Origin of the sequence: Collinsella sp. CLA-ER-H4, assembly GCF_040092395.1 — a bacterium.
Lineage (GTDB): Bacteria > Actinomycetota > Coriobacteriia > Coriobacteriales > Coriobacteriaceae > Collinsella.
Window position 1 is genome coordinate 1 of sequence record NZ_JBBNLQ010000002.1, and the last position, 19621, is coordinate 19621.

General features: G+C 61.7%; 14 protein-coding genes. 6 read left to right on the top strand and 8 right to left on the bottom strand.

Translation table 11 applies throughout. The annotated features are described in order from the left end of the window. Window positions 1-120 precede the first annotated feature (120 nt). From AAAX34_RS02045 to AAAX34_RS02060, 4 genes are all read right to left on the bottom strand, one after another. Entirely contained in the window at window positions 121-423 is a 303-nt protein-coding gene (locus AAAX34_RS02045; protein ID WP_349109824.1) for a PTS glucose transporter subunit IIA, read from the bottom strand. 556 nt (window positions 424-979) lie between these two features. Then, window positions 980-2092 carry an IS110 family transposase gene (locus AAAX34_RS02050; protein WP_349109825.1) on the bottom strand — a complete coding sequence of 371 codons (1113 nt, stop codon included), beginning with the start codon at window positions 2090-2092 and terminating at the stop codon, window positions 980-982. 233 nt (window positions 2093-2325) lie between these two features. Then, on the bottom strand, window positions 2326-3087 hold the full coding sequence (locus AAAX34_RS02055) for a 4Fe-4S dicluster domain-containing protein (RefSeq protein WP_349109826.1): 762 nt from the start codon (window positions 3085-3087) through the stop codon (window positions 2326-2328). A 621-nt stretch (window positions 3088-3708) separates the two neighbouring features. Next, window positions 3709-5985, bottom strand: a complete 2277-nt coding sequence (locus AAAX34_RS02060; RefSeq protein WP_349109827.1) for a DEAD/DEAH box helicase — start codon at window positions 5983-5985, stop codon at window positions 3709-3711. Between the two features lie 588 nt (window positions 5986-6573). Between AAAX34_RS02060 and AAAX34_RS02065 the strand changes: the two genes are divergently transcribed. The 6 genes from AAAX34_RS02065 (at window position 6574) to AAAX34_RS02090 (ending at window position 13844) form a co-directional block, all read left to right on the top strand. After that, window positions 6574-7536 (top strand): FHA domain-containing protein, encoded by a 963-nt coding sequence (locus AAAX34_RS02065; protein WP_349109828.1) that lies wholly within the window; start codon window positions 6574-6576, stop codon window positions 7534-7536. Window positions 7537-7707: 171 nt separating this feature from the next. Continuing rightward, the gene (locus AAAX34_RS02070; RefSeq protein ID WP_349109829.1) at window positions 7708-9792 is read left to right on the top strand and encodes a DUF6273 domain-containing protein; all 2085 of its coding nucleotides are present in this window, start codon (window positions 7708-7710) and stop codon (window positions 9790-9792) included. A gap of 411 nt (window positions 9793-10203) precedes the next feature. Next, window positions 10204-12543, top strand: coding sequence for a heavy metal translocating P-type ATPase (locus AAAX34_RS02075; RefSeq protein ID WP_349109830.1), 2340 nt, complete (start codon window positions 10204-10206; stop codon window positions 12541-12543). 147 nt (window positions 12544-12690) lie between these two features. Beyond that, window positions 12691-12912: a heavy metal-associated domain-containing protein gene (locus AAAX34_RS02080; RefSeq protein WP_195234708.1), complete on the top strand. Its 222-nt coding sequence runs from the start codon at window positions 12691-12693 to the stop codon at window positions 12910-12912. A gap of 39 nt (window positions 12913-12951) precedes the next feature. Beyond that, on the top strand, window positions 12952-13224 hold the full coding sequence (locus tag AAAX34_RS02085) for a metal-sensing transcriptional repressor (RefSeq protein ID WP_022094020.1): 273 nt from the start codon (window positions 12952-12954) through the stop codon (window positions 13222-13224). A gap of 146 nt (window positions 13225-13370) precedes the next feature. Then, entirely contained in the window at window positions 13371-13844 is a 474-nt protein-coding gene (locus AAAX34_RS02090; RefSeq protein ID WP_196025247.1) for a hypothetical protein, read from the top strand. Between the two features lie 133 nt (window positions 13845-13977). Here the strand turns inward: AAAX34_RS02090 and AAAX34_RS02095 are convergent, their stop codons facing one another. The 4 genes from AAAX34_RS02095 to AAAX34_RS02110 form a co-directional block, all read right to left on the bottom strand. Further along, complete coding sequence (locus AAAX34_RS02095) at window positions 13978-15348, bottom strand: amidohydrolase family protein (RefSeq protein ID WP_349109831.1); 1371 nt, start codon at window positions 15346-15348, stop codon at window positions 13978-13980. Between the two features lie 295 nt (window positions 15349-15643). Further along, on the bottom strand, window positions 15644-16705 hold the full coding sequence (locus tag AAAX34_RS02100; RefSeq protein WP_349109832.1) for a hypothetical protein: 1062 nt from the start codon (window positions 16703-16705) through the stop codon (window positions 15644-15646). A 373-nt stretch (window positions 16706-17078) separates the two neighbouring features. Further along, on the bottom strand, window positions 17079-17786 hold the full coding sequence (locus tag AAAX34_RS02105) for a hypothetical protein (protein WP_349109833.1): 708 nt from the start codon (window positions 17784-17786) through the stop codon (window positions 17079-17081). A 353-nt stretch (window positions 17787-18139) separates the two neighbouring features. Continuing rightward, the gene (locus tag AAAX34_RS02110) at window positions 18140-19621 is read right to left on the bottom strand and encodes a glutamate synthase subunit beta (protein WP_349109834.1); all 1482 of its coding nucleotides are present in this window, start codon (window positions 19619-19621) and stop codon (window positions 18140-18142) included.

A 19621-nucleotide genomic window follows, 5' to 3' on the forward strand; every position in this document is an offset into this window, starting at 1 on the left:
ACCCGATCGGAGCATAGTTCCGTTAGCGCAGTTGGTGAAAGTACGTTAGCGGGGTCGGCGAAATCGCGTTAGCGCATTCGGCGAGATGCGTTTGCGAAAGTGGTCAATTTTAGATTAGCGCTAACACTTAACAGTATCGATTCCGATATGCAGCATCACCTGAGCAGAGCTGTCGTCGGACATGATGCCCAGCGCGTGCTCAGTCGGAAACAGCGCCGCAACGGTGCCGGAAACAGGAGCGCACACCGTTCCCTCTTGGGGAACCACGGCAACGCCATCGCCCACAGCACGGCTGCTAAAAGCGGGGTCATTGGTATTTTCTAGATGAACAAGCTCGCCGGAAACGGGAGCGAGGATTTCGAACTCGGAAGCTGCAGTCTTCTGCTCATCCGAACCGCCCATCAGGCGAGAAAAGAAACCCATGGTGGTATGTCCCTTCATAAATATAGCCCAACCAAAATCAAGCGAATGCATCCATAGAGACACACCCGTTCAAAGACTTTGGTTAGGCCCACGTCCGAGGGACTCGGTAACCTTCCGCATTTCTTTTTACGGGAGCTATTGTAGACAAGCCCAAAGCCGGAACAACCATTATGACCGATGAACGGTATTTTTTCTTCGATAAACGGTATTTATGCGGTACTTAGGGACGTTCCTTTTAATATGAGCAGGACATTGTCAAGAGGCAAAATCGGGCCTGGCCCCAACGATATGGGGTCAGGCCCTCTCCCTATATCAGCCCGTCCGCGGCGACCTCGGCGTGTCTTACCGACGCTCGTCTTTGCAGTTTAATATCCGCCCGCGGCGATCTCTCGCTGGGCAATCCGTTGCTACGGCTGAGGCTTCTACGTCGAACCGACAGTCTGTGCACGCGTGTGGCGCCCTGGGCGCTCGCAGAAAAGGGACCTGAGGTTCGCCTCAACGGCTTCGGATCGAACCGCTTCCGGGGTGACTGGCTTATGTGCGGGGGACCGCCCCCCTACGCCTCCTCGGCCATGAGGCCGACCGCCCATACCCAGCAGGCGAGCTCGCGCGCCGTGGCCACGTTCGCCTTGTTGCCGTGGACCCCGCGCGCGAGCAGCGCCTCCCGCCTCTCGACCAGCCTCCGCACGCCCTTGGCGGCATGCCTCCGGGCGCCCCGGTCCGGGGCCTGGCCCTTGGCGAGGTCCTTCGGCCGCCCCGAGCACGTCAGGTAGTGCCACGCGGCCTCGACCAGCGTCTTCCTCAGGTGCTTGTTGCCGGCCTTGGTGATCGCGCCCCTGCGGTCGCTCTCCCCGCTGGAGTGCTCGGAGGGCGTCAGGCCGACCCACGCCGCGAACGAGCGGGCGTTCCTGAACCTCGAGAACTCGCCGGCCTCGAACACGAGGTCGGCGGCGGACGCGGTGTCTACGCCCTTGAGGCAGCGGAGGGAGTCGACCCTCTTCCTCCACCTGGGCTTGCGGGCCTCGGCCTCGACGAGCCCCTCGAGCCTCGCCTTGTCCTCCGCCGCCCGCCTGACCGCGTCGACGTAGTAGGCGAGCACGTCGTTGTCGGCCCCCTCCGCGAACCTTATCGACTCGATCCAGGACCAGTGCGCCCGGGTCCAGTTGCCCTTCCTGCGGCCGGTGGGCGTCCTCTCGTCGAAGACGAGCCCGTGCCTGAGCAGGAACTTGGAGAGCCGCTGCTTCGAGCGCGAGAGGTCGTCCCTCGCGTCCTCGAGCGCCCTGGTCAGGTCGCGGGCGGCCTCGCACTCGTCGTCGGGGACCCACACCTCGACCACGTTGCCGACCGACAGCATGCGGGCGAGGAACTCGGCGTCGTTGCGGTCGTTCTTCCTGCGCCTGTCCGCGCTGGGCTTGATCATCTTCGAGACGGCGCCGACCGCGCAGTCGACCCCCAGGCCGGAGAGCCTCTTCTGCAGGTCGAAGCCCGTGACCCCGGACTCGTACACGCACCTGGCCCTGGGGTCCACGGAACGGACCCACTCCGCGACGGCGCCGGCGTCGTAGCCGAAGGTCGCGCAGCGCACCTCCCCGGTCATGACGTCGAGGGAGACGGCCTTTATCGAGCGGGCGTGGACGTCGAGGCCGACGAAGGTGGTAGTATCGAGCATGGGAGCCCCTTCCATGAATGCGGCGTGGCCGCCACGGTTGGATTAGACACTCACCATTGTCGGCCTAATCCGCGGTCTTTCATGCAGCAGGGGCTCTCAATGTTTTTATGTCCTGCTCATATCGTCTCTGCCGGCACCCGGGGACACTCCTTGCTCTGGTGCATTGGGGACAGGTTTGTTTGCACCAGGTCGGTGCAGATTAACCTGGCCCCATTGCGCCAATTTCGTATGCGCTAGATGAAGAGCTCGCATTCCTTCCGCACGACGCAAACCTTGCTCAGCATCTGGAAAACAGCGGATAGTTTGCTGGAATCAAGCTTGCGAGCACCTCGCGGACATACGGCGATGCAGCGCATGCAGGAGATGCACGCCTCGCCAGCTGCTCGTTTGGGGTCACCCTTGTCGATAGCACAAACGGGGCACGCCGCGGCGCATGCACCGCAGGAGACGCAATCCTCTGTTGCCTCGGGCGCCATGCGGTGACCTCCAGCTTGTTTATAAGGACGATTGCCGGGGATAGAGGGCTCGGACGCATCCTCAGCCAACAGCTTTTGCTGAATATGCTGAGCAAACTCAGCAAGCTGCGCCGCATCCTGCGCATCCGGACGACCGGCAGCAAACTGTCGCGCAATGGAATGTTCTGCAATGGCCGCAACTGCCGCAATCACCCGGAATCCCGCATGCTTCGCAACGTCCTCCAGCTCTACGAGCGTGTCCTCAAACGCGCGGTTTCCGTAGACGCACACCAGAACGGCCCGCGCTCCGTTGCCGTGAACCATGCCCAACCGGTCAGCCACCACAGCCGGGATTCTACCGGCATACGCCGGCACAGAGATTACGGCCACGTCGTCCTCAGTCATCGAGACAGCGCTGAAATCTAGCCCGCTATCGGTCAGATCGACGGTAACGGTATTCTTGTCCAGTGCCCCGGCCACAAGGCCAGACACCTTCTGCGTTCCACCCGTCGGACTAAACACAATTTCGAATACGCTCATCGAGACACCCTCCCCCTACGTCTGGCAACGCGTCAAGCCGTTTTCACATCCAGCCAGAGTATACGGCACGTGGGATCCCCATTTTGGTGCATCAAGCACCCCAATGCACCAACCCTACGCTGTCTACCTCTTCGTTTTGTATAAATTACGGTACAGATTGTATATATTTACGGGATACCGCCGTGTTCTCCCGAGGTACCCCATCCTGGCCCGTGCAAAAAACGGAGTATTCTGCAACGTGACCGCGCCAGCAATACCCCGAGCGGGCAAACCTTTAGGGCGCTGCGTCATTTTGGGTTCCGACATGGCGAGAATGACGCGCCCCTGCTCCGGAAAACGACGAAATCTGACTCAGAACGCTCGCTAGGGATATCCGAAAGCCACCGTTGGCGACGTCAAATCATATGCAGACAACTCGAACTGCAGAATACTCCAAAAAATGCACGGCGCACCCCATGGGACCCATTGCCGCATGGTAGGAAACAGGCCCACGGCATCCTCTAGATGCATTCCCGAGGAAATCACATTTGAACTAGCGATCGGATACGGCAAACAAAAAGGGCCCCGAGCGTAGTTGCTCGGGGCCCTTGGTTCACCTCGCTCTAGCGGGCGATGCGTATGTTACTTGCGCTTGCCGCCGCCGTCACCGGGGCGACGGGAGCTGCCGCCGCGCTTGCCGCCACGACTATTGCCATAGCTACCACGATTATCGCGACCGCCGGCACGGCCGCCGCGGGAGCCGGCCTGGTTGCCGCCACGCCCGCCACGATAGCCGCCACGACGCTCCTCGCGGGTATCGTCGTAGTTGCGCCAGTCATCGCGACGATCGCGGCTGGCACGCGGATCGCGGCGATCGCGTGACTCGTTAGAGCGGCCAGCACCGCTGCGGCTGCCATTGCCACGAGTGCCCTCGCGATGCTCGCCGCCACGGCCACCGCGCTCATCAAAGCGCTTGCCGCCACGGGACTCACCGCCGCGGGCACCACGCTCACCACGGCCCTCGCCGCCACGGCGCTCATCACGGCCCTCGCCGCCACGGCGCTCATCACGGCCACCGCGCTCGTCATTACGACCGGAGCGACGACGGTCACCCGAACCGCGCTTGCCGCCGCGCGAACCGCGGCCCTCGTCCTCGCGCTCAACACGGCGACGGCCGCCACGGTCCTCGTCCTCACGACGACGGCGGTGCGCCTCGCCCTGGAACTGCTTGGCACGGCGCTCGGCACGGTTGCCACGCGGGGCCTGCTTGACGGCGTCAGCACCGCCGCGCTCCTCGGCAGCCACCTCGCGGGCCACGCTCTCCACAGCCTCGTCCACGCGAGCCTGAACGCCCTCGCGCACGCGGGTCTTGCCGCCGCGCTTGGGACGGCTCGGACGCTCGCCGTCGCCTCGACGCTCGTCGCGGCCGCGGTTGGAACGACCGGCCACATCGCCGTAATCGTCGCCGTTGCGCTTGCCGTCGCGACGCGCCTGCTCAAGCTTCTTCTTGCTCTTGGACTTGCCGCGCTTGGTCTTCTTCTTAACCTTAAAGGCCGCAGGATCGCGCTCGGGGTCAACCGCGGGCGGATTGGGGCCCACATGCAGGTCGCCGGCCTCGTAGATGTCGGCGGTCTTGTCCATGAGCTTCTCGATCTCGTAGAACTCGTCGACATCCTGCTCGGTCACAAACGTGATGGCCCAGCCCAGCTCGCCGGCGCGGCCCGTGCGGCCAATGCGGTGGATGTAGTCGGTCGGCTCGGCCGGCACGTCAAAGTTCACGACGTAGCGCACGTCGCTAATGTCGATGCCGCGGGCAAGCACGTCGGTTGCCACCAGCACGTCAACGGTACCGTCGCGGAAGGCCGAAAGGGCACGCTCGCGCTGGGCCTGGCTGCGGTTGCCGTGAATCGCGGCGGCCTTGATGCCCTTGCGCTCCAGACGACGGCAGCAGCTGTCGGCGCGGTGCTTGGTGCGCATAAAGACGATAGTGCGCTCCGGGCCCTCCTTCTTGAGGAACTCGGGCAGCAGGTTGTTTTTGGCCTCGATGGACACCGGGAACACAAACTGGTCGACGGTGTCGGCGGTCGACGTGGCCGGCGCGATCTCCACGCGGGCCGGGTCGCTCACCAGGTCGGTGATCTCGCCCACGGCCTCCTCGTCGAGCGTCGCCGAGAACAGCAGCGTCTGGCGCTCGGCCGGCGTCTCGCGCACAATGCGGCGGACGGCGGGCAAAAAGCCCATGTCGAGCATGCGGTCGGCCTCGTCGAGCACCAGGACCTTAACCTCGTCCAGGTGGCAGGCGCCCTGCTCGATCAGGTCGACCAGACGACCCGGCGTGGCAACTAGGATATCGCAACCGTACTTGAGTGCCGCGGTCTGCGGCTTGTAGCTCACGCCGCCCACGACGGTCACGGCAACGTGGCCCGTGACGTCGGCGATTTTGCTTGCGACCTCGTCGATCTGCTGGGCAAGCTCGCGCGTGGGGGTGATGACGAGCATCACGGGGCCACGGCCGTTGCCCTCGGGCTTTTTAGCACCGCGACGGCGGTTGCGGCCGCCACGCTCGCGCACGGGTTTGGGAGGAGCGATGTGCTCCAGATTGTTCATAGTCGGCAGCAAAAAGGCGGCCGTCTTGCCGGTGCCGGTCTGAGCGGCGGCAAGCAGGTCACGGCCCTCGAGCACTACGGGGATCGAGCCGGCCTGCACGGGCGTGGGCGCCGTGTAGCCCAGGTTCTCGATAGCACGGAGCATCTCGTCGGAGAGGCCCAGCTCGTCAAAGGCGGGCAGGCTCTCGGTAGCGGACTCGACGGCCTGGGCGGCATTGGCCTCATCGGCGGCATCGAAGGCAGCCTGGGTCATGGCCTCGCGGGTCTCGTCCAGAATCTCGGCGTCGGTGACGTCAGATACAGAATTACGCATATGTTGTTGTTCCTTATCTGCACGCGCAATGGGCACGGCGTGCGGCCGCGCGGGCGTGCTTGGTAGTGCGCTAATACATACAAAAACAGGTGCGCACAGAGAGGACGTTGCTCAGCACGCTGGCGATCGCTTTGGCAGCCCTATCACACGCCGTCCAGACGCAGCAGCTCTAAGCGATGGAGCAGATTCGCCGCCGGTTAGTATACCCGCACTCCGTATGCCCCCACGTAAACCACAGATGACGAGGCGGACGGGGCGGGCCTGGCTGATTGTCTCAATCTGTAACATCTACAGGGCAAATCTTCCTCTACGTGTTACAGATCGAGACAAACGGTCGACACGGTTCACAAACGTCTCAATCTGTAACAGTTAACGAGTAAAATCGGTCCTAATTGTTATAGATCAAGACAGAGGGGGATTTCCGTCCAGTCCAAACCAAATCTCTCGGTCTTCCTGCAATTTCGAACATGTGGCCTATAATGTTGCTTTGGTTACGCTATATATTGCGCAGCCATTTAATACGTCGCCCACCGGGGGCCATTAATTCCTATCGCCATATTGGCTAGGAAGCAATCAAAGGAGGTATCCGTGGCAGCAGAGACGCCTTGCTCGGTCCTCTATAACGATATTCGCTCGTTCGGCGGTCTTAAACATCTCGAGATCGCCCGAATGCTCATCAATGGAAACTCTTATCTCGGCAGTACCCTGCTCGAGAAATGTTCTTCCAACCGCTCGTATCTCACCCGTTACATCGTCCATCGCAAGCCTGACCAGTGCGCGCCCTCCATCTACAGCGACTTTACCGTCACCACGCTCAACCTTTCCTCGGCAATCTGCAGCAAGCTCGGCGGCGGCGAGTCCGCCTATCGGGCAATCGCCGAGCACTATCACGGTCCGGCCGCCAACGAAATGATGTCGGCTCTCGCCAGCTACAAGCTGGACAGCCGCCTATATGCAAATGCCCTCAATCGCATCGACAACTTTGACGGCAATGCCGTGCGCGAGAAAAGCACGCTTTACCTTATGCTCTTTGTGGCAACGGGGGCGCTCGCCGATCCCGTTCAGGGCGTGGCCACCGTCGAGCGCTTTTGCGACAGCAAGACGGGCGAGCACTTTGGCACCACCGAAACTACCGTCGGACGTGGCTTTATGAGCAGCCTGGAGCAGCCGCGCACCGTCGCCCCCAACCTCGGTCTGCTCAGAACCCATGCCGACAACTGCGCCGACATGCAAATCCATCCCCTCACACGCGATCCGCACGGCACCGTGATTGGTTCTTTGCCCAAAACCTCGCCCAGCATCACCGATGTGGGCGCCGACGCATCGCGCGAGCATCTTCGCATTTGGCTTGAGGGTGAGCACTGGTACGCCCAGGGCCTTGGATCGACCAACGGCACGATGCTCGAATCGGGTGCAGGCGGCGGCGATATTATGATTGAGCCGCCGCGCGACCAACGCGAGCCCGGCAAGATCTATCCCCCAGTGGAAATCGAAAACAGCGACAGGCTCCATCTGGGTCTCTACACGACATTCCTTGTCATTGTGGACTAGCGCGGACGGCGATCGAAAGACGGTCGCCGTCCGTCTTTCGTCTGCTACCTTCTGCGTCGTAAACGACAATGCTCAGCGGTATACGTGGGCAGTGCGGCTATCATGGTACTTTACCGATATCCGCACTGCTCACGTATACGCGCGGCAACCCATGCCAGACAAAGGAACGCCATGGATACTACCGATAGCGCCTATGGCGACAAACTCATCCGTCTTGACACGTTCAACACCGCCGTGGCGGTCGACCCCAGCGCCGAGGACGACGCCAAGCGTCGGTTTATGACGCTTATTCTCCAGACGGCCCACCGCAACAACGGCAACATCGGACACGTGCTGCGCGCGACCAACACGAGCGGCGAGGTCTTTGCCGTCAAGCTACTCAAGGACAACGCCATCCTTTCCGGCCAAGCCCCCGACCGCTCCGCCGAGCAATCGGCAGCGCACCTGGCCAGCACCGCCGCGCTGTTCGAGGAGTACCGTCATCTGTGTACCGTCTCGCACCTGCGCGGATTTCTGCGCGTCTATGGCTACGGATCGTGCGAGGATGACCCTCTCATCCTCATGGAGTGGGTCGAGGGCACCTCGCTCAAGCAGGCGCTGCCCCTGCTTCCGCACGACGCCTCGGGCGGGCTGACCACCCAGATGGTCGCCGCCGTCGGAAACGCCGTGCTTCGCGCACTCCTGATGACCCAGGGGCTCGTGAATCCGGTCGTCCATCGCGACCTGTCGCCTGCCAATATCATGTTCCGCACCACCAGCCGAACGCTCGAGCAGCAGATTGCCGATTGCTCCTTTGACCCCTGCCTCATCGACATGGGCTCCGCGACCATGGCTCTCGGCGACGACACGATCACCCGGCGCGCCGACATCTGGCGTTTTGCCACGCCCGCATACGCCGCGCCCGAGATGCTCACGCAGGATATCGAAGGCATCGCGGCCCTTCGCCGTTCGCCGGCAATCGATGTCTACGCGCTTTCGAGCATTCTGTACCAGCTCTACAGCGGTCGCAAACCGTTTGACTTTGAGTCGACGGACGCCGCTGCAACCGGCTCGTTCTATCTCGTAAAGACCAAGACCAAGCCGACACCGCTCGAGCCGCGCTGCGAGGGCGATGAAGCGCTCGCCCAAATCATCATGAAGGGTCTCTCAGTCGAGCAATGCGATCGCCCTACCGAGCAGCAGATGCTCGAGGTGCTCTCGACATACCTCACCGACGCCGAATCCGAGGGCCGCGAGGGCGCAGGCAGTGACGCCGCAATCGACATCGACTCCGGTACGCACCTTAAGGTCAACGTCGCCGGCGAGCGCGCGCGAGAGATTCTGGAGCAGGCCCGACACGATGCCATGACCCGCCGCCGCTTTATTATCGGTGGCGTCGTTGCAGCCGTTGCGGGGCTCAGCGTCATTGGGGCGGCAACCCATGGCTTTGGCATCCCCGACTACCTCGATGGCATCCGCAGCTCTCTTGACGACTACACCTGGGATCAGCTGCAGGAGATTTCGCTCAAGATTAAGGCCGCCGAGACCCGTAGCGAGGCACGCGAGATTGCCAAGCGCTACCACCTGCTCGATGCCGATGGGCATATCCCCTATCCGTGTACCAAGCGCGTGAAACTCACCAACGGGTTGGAGGTCGGTGCGCAGCTTGTGGGCATCCGTCACGATGAGCTTCTGGACGGGACGGGCAAGGCCGGGCTGACGTTTATGTTCGACGCAGGTATTGCCGAGCGCAACGCTGCGGCTGAACCGCCGAGCGCCGGCTGGGCAGATTGCGAGCTGCGAGAATGGCTCGACGGCGACGGCCTTAAGCTGCTGCCCAACGAGTTGCGCGCACTCATTAAAGGGGTCAAGAAGGTCTCGAACAATGTGGGCGCAGCCAACAGTGCATCGTGTCTGAGCGAGTTGCCCGCAACCCTTTGGCTGCCCGCCATGGTCGAGCTGTGCGGTACGCAACCGCCCGATTCGTTTGCCAAGGACTATCACTACCTGGCAGACATCTACAACAGCGAGGGCAAGGAGTACCAACTCTTCCGCGAGCTCAAGGTGAGCCCGTATTCCACGAACGAGGCGATGGTCCGTCAGTGGAAGGGCAAGGACACCTGCTGGTGGGAGCGCACGGTGAGCCCCGACTCATCGGAGACCGAAGGCACGCTCTACATAAACCGTGTGGGCCACGACGGCGACGCCTTTACGTACGCAACGCCTGCGGACAAGCCAAACAAACGAACCTGCGTGATCCCCGGATTCTGTATCTAGAGAGCGGGCGTCTTGCCGTGACGGGACCCCTCCCCGGCAATTGTCTCAATCTGTAACAGTTAGAGGTCATATTTCCCGCCAGATGTTACAGATTGAGACATTAAGTTTCCTGCCAACTGTTTGTCTTGATCTGTAACAAATACTCGTTAAAACGGGGTCTAGCTGTTACAGATCGAGACGTTAGTTTTCGGCTGAAATGTTTGTCTAAATCTGCAACAGCTATGGTTCAAAAACCGGTCCAGACGTTACAGATTGAGATGTTTGGCAGGGACGGCCCATCGGCCAACCAACCACCTTCATCTGTAATAAAAACTCATATATTTCTTTCTGTACTGGACACCCCCAGGGGGTATGGGTGTATAGTATCGGATGGTTAACATTTCCGACACTACGTCACAGAAAGGAGAAGCCATGGCTCAAGATAAGTTCGATGTGGGCGGCATGACGTGCGCCGCCTGCCAGGCGCACGTGGACCGTGCCGTGAGCAAGCTCGACGGCGTCCAAAGCGTCGCGGTCAACCTGCTCGCCGGTTCCATGATGGTCGACTATGACCCCGCGCAGGTCTCCCCCGACGATATCTGCAGCGCTGTCGATCGCGCTGGCTACTCGGCCTCGCCCGTCAGCACGGGCACCGACGCCGCCCAAAACGGCAGTACGCGAGCCAGGTCCGGCGCCGCCCATATGGAGTCGCCCACCAAAAAGCTGGAGGCCGCCGCCTCTGCCATGCGCACCCGCCTCATCGTCTCGATCGTATTCCTCATCCCACTGTTCTACATAGGCATGGGGCACATGCTCGGCTGGCCGCTGCCCGGCATCTTCACCGACCACACCCACAGCATGACGCTCGCACTCACCGAGCTCGTCCTGCTCATCCCCATCGTCTACGTCAACGACGCCTACTTTATCAACGGGTTTAAATCGCTCACGCACGGCGCGCCCACCATGGACGCCCTCATCGCCGTCGGCGCCACCGCGTCCATCGCCTGGTCGCTCTACGCCATGTTCATCATGGCCGACCAGCTAGCCGCGGGTCAGGTCCACGAGGCCATGATGACGAGCATGGACAACCTGTATTTTGAGAGCGCCGGCACGATCTTGTCGCTCGTCACCGTAGGCAAATATCTCGAGACACGCAGCAAATCCAAGACTGGCGGCGCCATCGAGGCGCTCATTGACCTGGCGCCCAAGACCGCGACCATCGTGGCCGTCGACGGTACCGAGACCACCGTCGATGTCGATGCCATTCTGCCCGGCCAGGTGCTGCGTGTGCGCCCCGGCGAGTCCATCCCTGTCGACGGCGTGGTACTCGAGGGCGCTTCGGCCGTGGACGAAAGTGCACTGACCGGCGAGTCCATCCCCGTGGAGAAGACCGCCGGCGCCACCGTCAACGCCGCCACCGTCAACCGCACCGGATCGTTTACCTTCCGCGCTACGCGTGTGGGCGCTGACACGTCGCTCTCCAAGATTATCCAGCTCGTTGAGGACGCCAATGCCACCAAGGCACCCATTGCTCGACTGGCCGACAAGGTCGCCGGCGTGTTCGTGCCCGTGGTATTCGTGATCTCGGCCGTGACCTTTGTGGTGTGGATGGCACTGACCAGCGACGTGAATGAGGCGCTTACCTCCGCCGTCGCCGTGCTGGTGATCAGCTGCCCGTGCGCGCTGGGCCTGGCCACGCCCGTCGCCATTATGGTCGGCACCGGCAAGGGCGCCGAGATGGGCATTCTGTTTAAGAGCGCCGAGGCGCTGGAGAATCTGCGCAGCGTGGGCACCGTGGTGCTCGATAAGACGGGCACGGTCACCCGCGGCAAGCCTGCCGTGACCGATATCGTAGTAGCCACGCGCACTGACGGCTCGCCCGCCATGAGCGAAAAGGCGCTGCTCAAGCTGGCCGCCGCGCTGGAACGCCAGAGCGAGCACCCGCTGGCCGAGGCGATTATGGCCGAGTGCGAGACACGCGGGATCGTCGCGCGCATGGTCGAGGACTTTGCGGCCGTGCCCGGACGAGGCGTTACGGCGCGCGAAGGGCAAAACGCCATTGCAGCCGGCAACGTACGCCTGATGGACGAGCTGGGCGTTACCGTGCCCGCGGGTCTTGCCGAACAATTTGCCGCCGAGGGCAAGACGCCGCTGTTCTTTGCCAAGAACGGCGAGCTTGCCGGCACCATTGCCGTGGCTGACGAGGTCAAGGAGACGAGCGCCGGGGCCATCGCCGCGCTGCGCTCGCTTGGCGTCGACGTGCGCATGCTCACCGGCGACAACCGCGTCACCGCCGAAGCGATCGCCCGCCGCGTGGGGCTGAGCAGCGAACAGGTCATCGCCGACGTTCTCCCCGCCGACAAGGAACGCCACGTGCGCGAACTGCAGGATGCGGGCGGCAAGGTCGCCATGGTGGGCGACGGCATCAATGACTCCCCCGCCCTGGCGCGCGCCGACGTGGGCCTTGCCATCGGCACCGGCGCCGACATCGCCAAAGAAGGGGCAGATGTGGTGCTCATGCGCAGCGACCTCATGGACGTCGCCCGCGCCATCGAGCTGTCGCGCGCCACGATCCGCAACATCAAGCAGGACCTGTTCTGGGCACTGTTCTACAACGGCATCGGCATTCCGCTGGCGGCGGGCGTGTTCTTCCCGCTCACCGGATGGCAACTCTCGCCGATGTTTGGCGCCGCGGCCATGAGCCTGTCGAGCGTGTGCGTCGTGTCCAATGCCCTGCGTTTGAAATCCTTTAAGCCTAAAGTGGCAAAATAGGCTCACCATTAAGTCCATTTAGAACGGGTTTTCCAAGTGCCCGAGATTGACCTGAAAGAGGAGCGACGCGTACTTTGGTACGCGAGCGACGGTTTGAAGGTCAAGGTCGGGTGCCTGGGAAAGCCGACACAACAGAGAGGAATACCCATGCGTTTCACAATTAAGACTTCCGGCCTTATGTGCGGCCACTGCGACGCCACCGTCGAGACCGCGCTGCTCAACGTTGCGGGCGTAACCGACGCCGACGCCGACCACGAGACTCAGACCGTCCAGGTGGAGTGCGCCGACACCGTGACCCCCGAGCAGCTCGCCGCCGCTGTCGAGGGCGCCGGCGAGAAGTTCCACGCCCTTTCGGTGACCGCCGCATAACGACCCGCACGTACCCCCGACCAGAAACGAGGACCCGCCATGATGGCAGACCATAAATCGGTGACCCGCATGCTCAAGACGGCACGCGGCCAGATCGACGGCATCCTACGGATGGTCGAGGAGGACCGTTACTGCGTCGACATCTCCACGCAGCTCATGGCAACACAGGCGCTCCTCGCGCGCATCAACGCCGACGTGCTCAAGGCGCATATCGAGGGCTGCGTGACTTCGGCAATCGAATCGGGCGACGAGGACCTCAAAGCCGCCAAGCTCGCCGAGATCGAACGCGTCGTCGACAAGCTCTCCAAGTAATTGGGGCATTGGGGACAGACTTCTTTGCACCGTCTTGGTATTCCGGGGACAGGTATGTTTGCACCACATTGGTGCAGATTAACCTGTCCCCCTTGCTCTAAATCGGGTATAAAGGCGTGCAGCATATCGAACGAAAGGCAATTTGCATGAATGACTTTATGAAGGGTCGCAATGGTGCCGATGAGCTCACCATCGTGATGGGTTTTGCCGGCATCGTCATCGCGATGATCGGATCGATAGCCCGCATCCAGTGGCTCAGCTGGATCGCCATCGCCGTAATCGTGATTGGCGTGCTGCGCGGCCTGTCCAAAAATATCGACGCACGTCGCAAGGAGAACGAGGCCTTTGTCGCCACGACCGCCAATGTTCCCGGCTTGGGCAAGTTCGTCGCCAGCTTGGGCGGCGGAGCTGCAGCGGCCAACGCCTCGCGCGCAGCCGGTACTAGCAAGGAAGACTTTGAACGTGCCAAGCGCACAGCCAAGAAGATGTGGAAGGGCCGCAAGACCACGGCCTATCTCAAGTGCCCCAACTGCGGCCAGATGCTCTCCGTCCCCAAGGGCAAGGGCAAGATCCGCGTCACCTGCCCCAAGTGCCACGCCAAGATGGAGACGCGCTCCTAGCGCCCGCACGCGGGACAAATTAATCAGGTTTGTTTGTCCCAAATCTTAAGTATTTGTTCGATAAAAAAGCCGAGGCCTCGTGTTGAGACCTCGGCTTTTTGTATGCGGCAACGGAGCTGTCCCTTTGTCACATCTACGCCACGCCGTCGCGGGCGAGCTCCTCGGCCAACGCCTCGGCCGGCATGGCCATAATCGCGTCGAGCTCGTTATCAACCTCGGGAATGCGCTTCACCTTGAGCTTGCGTACCAGATCGCCGCGACACATCACGTGCATCGGCTCACGCAGAGCGCACAGGTCATCGAGCGGGTTCTCGCGCGTCACCAGGATATCGGCGGCCTTGCCGCACTCGATTGTGCCGGTCTCGCCGCCCAGCCCCAGCAGCTCGGCATTGACCTGCGTGGCCGTATGCAGTGCGAAGGCGTTGCTCACGCCGACATACTTGGCAAAATAGGCCACCTCACGCCACATGTCGTACTGCGTCACGAACGGGCAGCTCGAGTCCGTGCCCAGGCCCACCTTAACGCCAGCTTCCAGTGCCGCACGGGCGCTCTCGATAATGCCCGAGCACACGATGTCGCCGTTCTTCTTTTGCGTATCGGTCGAATGGGTCTTTTCCGGGTCGAGCAATACAAACGGCAGCGCCGGGCTGATAGTGCAGGTAACACTGGGCGCACGCCCCTCGAGCTGTGTTCCCGCGGCACCGCGATACAGCTCCAGGATCTCGGGGGTCATCGGAGCGCCGTGCTCGATTGTGTCGACGCCGGCCTCAAGCGCGGCCTTCACGCCCTCGGTACTCTCGACATGGGCCATAACCGGAAGGCCCATATCGTGCGCCGCCTTGCATGCCGCCGCGGCAACCTCCACCGGCATACGCAGCACACCCGGCTCGCCCACCTCGGTCGCGTCGAACACGCCGCCCGTTACGAACAGCTTAATGACGTCGGCACCGCGCGCATACAGGTCGCGCACCTGCTCGGCTGCCTCGGCGGGACTGTTGGCCACCTGGGCGAACAAGCCCGCACCATGGCCACCCGGCACCGTGACGCCCGTTCCCGGCGCCACCAGGCGAGGACCCTGATACTTGCCGGCATCGATAGCATCGCGCACGGCAAGATCCGCAAACAGCGGGTCGCCTGCACCGCGCACCGTGGTCACGCCACTTGCCAGCTGTTGCTGGGCGCTGCCCTTAAGAATATGGCGCACGATGGCGCGCCCCACGGGATTATCGAGCTTCTTCATCAGCGCGCCCGCATCGCCCGCCGAAACCGGCTTGCCCGAACCGCACAGATGCACATGCATATTGATGAGGCCTGGCATGAGATACGCACCTGCCAGGTCGATGACCTCGGCACCTGCAGGCGCCTGCGCCACAGCACTGGGCCCCATCCACGTGATGACACCGCGCTCAACGGCCACGGCCGTGTCGGGCTGCGGCTCCATATGTTCCGAACCGTCCAGAACGGTCGCATTGATAAACAACGTGGAACGATCGGCAGACGCCATATCGAGCTCCTCCCCCTCAGAAAACTTGAACATCTGTCCATTATTATCCAGTGTAGCCCGATTGCCACAGACATATCGGTTAACGGAGGGAAGAGGGGATGTGGGGGACGGAATACGTTGCAGTCCCACCCCAGCAACATCAGGGGAATGTCTCGATCTGTAACAGATACAGGGTTATTGGGCCCCTTGATGTTACAGATCGAGACATTCGGTCGACGTTTCACCGGTTTGTCTCGATCTGTAACAATTACGAACTCAAACAACTTCTAAACGTTACAGATCGAGACAAAACCTCTCAGCGCCCATACCACTGACGTCTCCACTCCTCAGCCAAATCGGGCCGTCGCGGAATACCCGCCAACCTCATCTTCTCAACCAGCTTCCCCGGATTCTTGAGCTCATCAAACGTAAACCGAAGCACCTTGTGCCCGAGCATTGTCAGATGAGACTCCCGTTGACGTTCTGCCACGAATGGGTCGACCGACTCCCGGCCCTCGCCGTTCTGCAAGGTGTACTTCACCTTTCCGTCGAGCTCGCCGATGACACACGTCCCGTCCTCGAGCCGCCAAAAATAGTCGACGCGAAACACCTGGCTCGGATCGAGCGGGTCGCGAAACTCCGCCTGCAGCTCCGGAACCGGAAAGCCGTACGCAATAAAGAACGCTCGGAACCGAGACTCGCCGCCGTTTTCGGACAGCCCGTCCGCATACGACGCAATCGCCTGTGCCCTGCGATACCCTCGCCTGCCCTCGCAATCGGCGCGGAGGCGCTCGCACAAATCCCCACGTGATACGCCCTTCGCCCGCAATGCAGAATCGGCGATCGCCAGACCATACGAAAACGGCGCACGCAGCAGACAATCCTCCACCGTGCGCCAAAACGACGTCACCCGCACGCCGTCGACGCGCTCAAGCGCTCCCGCCATCTGAGGACGCAACAACCTGCACCCGCTGCTCAACGTCACCGAACAACCCGTCTTAACAAGAAAACGCGGCCCGAGCAGATCATTCGGCACCTCCAGACCCCACAAAAGTGCCGCGTCATAACCCCAAAACGCCCAATCGGGATGAAATTCCGCAAGCCCTTTGATAGTCCTCAGCGCTCGCTCTGCAGGCGTCAATGCATCCCAATCATGCTGAAAACAGAACAGGTACGGCTCGGGCTCCGCGATATCGTCGGTTCCAACATGGCGTCGCAGCCACATGAGCTCGGTATTGTCATGCGTTGCGAGCAGCGCACCTTGCTTGGCCGTCTCCGTGAGCCGCGCGAGCATCCTATTCCGCGCCAACGTGTTGCGAGTCGCATGTTTGTGTTTGAGAACGGTATTAGACACTTTCATCACCACCACGTCAGACAAATGGACCATCGTCACCGTTGCCTCCGCTGGCAAATGTCTTGATCTGTAACAGGAAGACAGTCTTTGAGCCTCTAGTTGTTACAGAACAAGATCTTTCGGCAGCCGCCAACCTTCCGTCTCAATCTGTAACAGGTAGGTCGAATTTGGGCCTGTAGATGTTACAGATTGAGACATTCCCCCAACCAGGTGCCAAACGTCTCGGTCTGTAACAGTTAGACGTTCTCCAGGCCCCCAAACGTTACAGATTTAGACAAACCAGCGGCGCCCAAGCATTCGTCTCGATCTGTAACAGGTAGACCGGTTTTTTGTCCCTAAACGTTACAGATCGAGACATAAAAGGCAGAAGGCAAGACAGGCGACAGCTGCCCATCCCCTACTCCCACTCCTGCTCGTAGATATTAAGCGACTTCACGTACCGCCCCTGGGCGCCCATGATGTCGCGGACCAGACGCAAGAAGAAGCTGATGCACGAGGTGTCAAAGCCGTCCTGCAGGTCCTCCGGATGCACCGCGCCCGGCCCGTCGACCGCCGTATCGCTCAGCCGCGCGATGTCATACAGGTAGAGCTGTCCCGCCGTCAGCCAGACATCGTCGACGCAGGCGAGGCGCACCGCAATCGCCCCGTCGCTCCAATGCTCCTTTTGCACGATATGCGGGTCGTAGACATCAAAGCGACAGCCGGTGCGCGTGTCCTTCAGCGCGACCATACCAGTCGCAGGATCCTTGTCCAAAATGCCAAAGCGCGAGAAATACTGCGTGTCGCGTACCTGCTCGAGCCGCTTGAGCGAGGCAGGCGAAAGCGATGCCGGCGGCTCGTCAACATACAGCTCGAGCAGCGTCTTGTCATGGCGATAGGGACGCTCGAAGAGCAGCCAATCGGTAAATGCCATGTTGTAGGCCATGATTTCGTTTTGAGAAGGTTCCTCGCAATAGCTGAGCCACGGATCGACGATAATCTCGAACTGTTCGCGCGTCGGCTCCAAAAACTGGAACTTCCGCAGCATCCAAAAATGGGCCATGTCGGCAATATCGTTGCCGACGGCTTCGGCCAGCTGCGCTCGATCTAAAGCGTGGTCAGTCATGGCATCCTCCTCAAACTGATGGACCTCAATTTGAGCTTACGAGGAGGGTGGGCAGCCACGACCAGCGCGGGCAAAATAGGCCTCCGGCTGCAAACCAGATGCTGACCAAACACTTGACGAAAAGCTTGACCGAAAATGCGCACCGCAACAAAACAGCAGGTAAACATAGACAGCCAACCCGCCCTTTTGAGCCAGATACCCACAGCCACCACAGAAACAACAGGTGACCACAGCCCAAGAAGTCGACAAATGAACACTCGCGCGTCGACAAACGGGCAAATCGCTCGCAAAGAGTGTCCCCAACGACTAGACAAAAAATGACTAGTCATTGGGGACGTTCTTAAATAACTACTTTACAGCTCCAGCGCATCGGCGACTTCGGCCGCGCAGGCCAGGGCATCGGCCATGGCGTTCACCACGAGCGAGCTGCCGTTGCGAGCGTCACCGGCAACATACACCGGCGCGGCATCCGCGGCGACACCCTCCGTGCGAGCCGCGAGATGCGAGCCCCCGGCAGCCATCACCGGCAGCGGACGACCAGCGGTGGCAACAGGCACGCCAACGGCGTCGAACACGCCATGCTCGGGACCCGTAAAGCCGCAGGCGATGAGCACCAGCTGGGCCGGCACCTCGTGCTCGGAGCCCGCGATGCGCTCGGACTTGCCAGCCGACCAATCCAGATCGACCACGCGCAGGCCCGCGGCCGCGCCCTTCTTGTCCAACAGTACCTCGAGCGTATCCACACCCCAAGCGCGCATCTCGCCGCCCATGGCAGCGATGGCCTCCTGCTGGCCGTAATCGGTCTTCTTCACGTTGGGCCACTGCGGCCAGGGGTTGCTCGCCGCGCGCGCATCAGGCGCCGCCGGCAAGAACTCAAACTGGCGCACGCTGCGCGCACCCTGACGTACCGCGGTGCCCACGCAGTCGTTACCGGTATCGCCGCCGCCAATGACCACAACGTCCAGGCCGCGCGCGTTCACCGCGGGCTCGCCGCCATCGAGCACCGAGACGGTCGAAGCCGTCAGATAGTCCACGGCATACACCACGCCGGGCGCATCGATGTTCGCAGCCGAAAGCCCACGCGGGGCGCGGGCACCAGCAGCCACCACGACGGCGTCAAAGCCATCGAGCTTGGCAGCAACCTTAGGATCGCTCACGTCGGCACCCAGCTCGAACGCAATGCCCAGCTCGCGCATAAGCGCCACGCGACGCTCGACCACGGACTTCTCGAGCTTCATGTTGGGAATGCCGTACATGAGCAGGCCGCCCGGACGGTCGTCACGCTCAAACACCGTCACGCGAGCGCCACGACGGGCGAGCTCCCATGCAGCCACCAAACCAGCAGGACCGGAGCCCACCACGGCAACCGTGGGTGCGTCCTCCCCTGCCGGCTCAAAGCGGCGCGGGCCGCCGTTTTCCCATTCGTGGTCGCTGATCGCGCGCTCGTTATCGTGAATCGTCGTGGGCTGACCGTCGACCGAACCTAGGTTGCACGCGGCCTCGCACAGCGCCGGGCACACACGGCTCGTAAACTCGGGCATGGGCGAGGTGAGCGACAGACGCTCGGCAGCCTCGTCCCAGTGGCCGCGGTACACCAGCTCATTCCACTCGGGAATCAGGTTGTGCAGCGGGCAACCGCTCGGGCGTGCCTTACCAAAGCTCGCGCCCATCTGGCAAAACGCCACACCGCACATCATGCAGCGACTCGCCTGGGCACGGCGCGCGTCGTCGTCGAGCTCCACGTACAGCGGATCGAAATCGCGGCTGCGCTCCTCCACGGGGCGCAGCTCATGGGTCACGCGATCGATATCAAGAAAAGCACCGGGCTTACCCAT

Coding starts and splice junctions, on each gene's coding strand:
- AAAX34_RS02045 (WP_349109824.1), bottom strand. CDS start 423: ATGGGTTTCTTTTCTCGCCTGATGGGCGGTTCGGATGAGCAGAAGACT.
- AAAX34_RS02050 (WP_349109825.1), bottom strand. CDS start 2,092: ATGCTCGATACTACCACCTTCGTCGGCCTCGACGTCCACGCCCGCTCG.
- AAAX34_RS02055 (WP_349109826.1), bottom strand. CDS start 3,087: ATGAGCGTATTCGAAATTGTGTTTAGTCCGACGGGTGGAACGCAGAAG.
- AAAX34_RS02060 (WP_349109827.1), bottom strand. CDS start 5,985: ATGCGTAATTCTGTATCTGACGTCACCGACGCCGAGATTCTGGACGAG.
- AAAX34_RS02070 (WP_349109829.1), top strand. CDS start 7,708: ATGGATACTACCGATAGCGCCTATGGCGACAAACTCATCCGTCTTGAC.
- AAAX34_RS02075 (WP_349109830.1), top strand. CDS start 10,204: ATGGCTCAAGATAAGTTCGATGTGGGCGGCATGACGTGCGCCGCCTGC.
- AAAX34_RS02080 (WP_195234708.1), top strand. CDS start 12,691: ATGCGTTTCACAATTAAGACTTCCGGCCTTATGTGCGGCCACTGCGAC.
- AAAX34_RS02085 (WP_022094020.1), top strand. CDS start 12,952: ATGATGGCAGACCATAAATCGGTGACCCGCATGCTCAAGACGGCACGC.
- AAAX34_RS02090 (WP_196025247.1), top strand. CDS start 13,371: ATGAATGACTTTATGAAGGGTCGCAATGGTGCCGATGAGCTCACCATC.
- AAAX34_RS02095 (WP_349109831.1), bottom strand. CDS start 15,348: ATGGCGTCTGCCGATCGTTCCACGTTGTTTATCAATGCGACCGTTCTG.
- AAAX34_RS02105 (WP_349109833.1), bottom strand. CDS start 17,786: ATGACTGACCACGCTTTAGATCGAGCGCAGCTGGCCGAAGCCGTCGGC.
- AAAX34_RS02110 (WP_349109834.1), bottom strand. CDS start 19,621: ATGGGTAAGCCCGGTGCTTTTCTTGATATCGATCGCGTGACCCATGAG.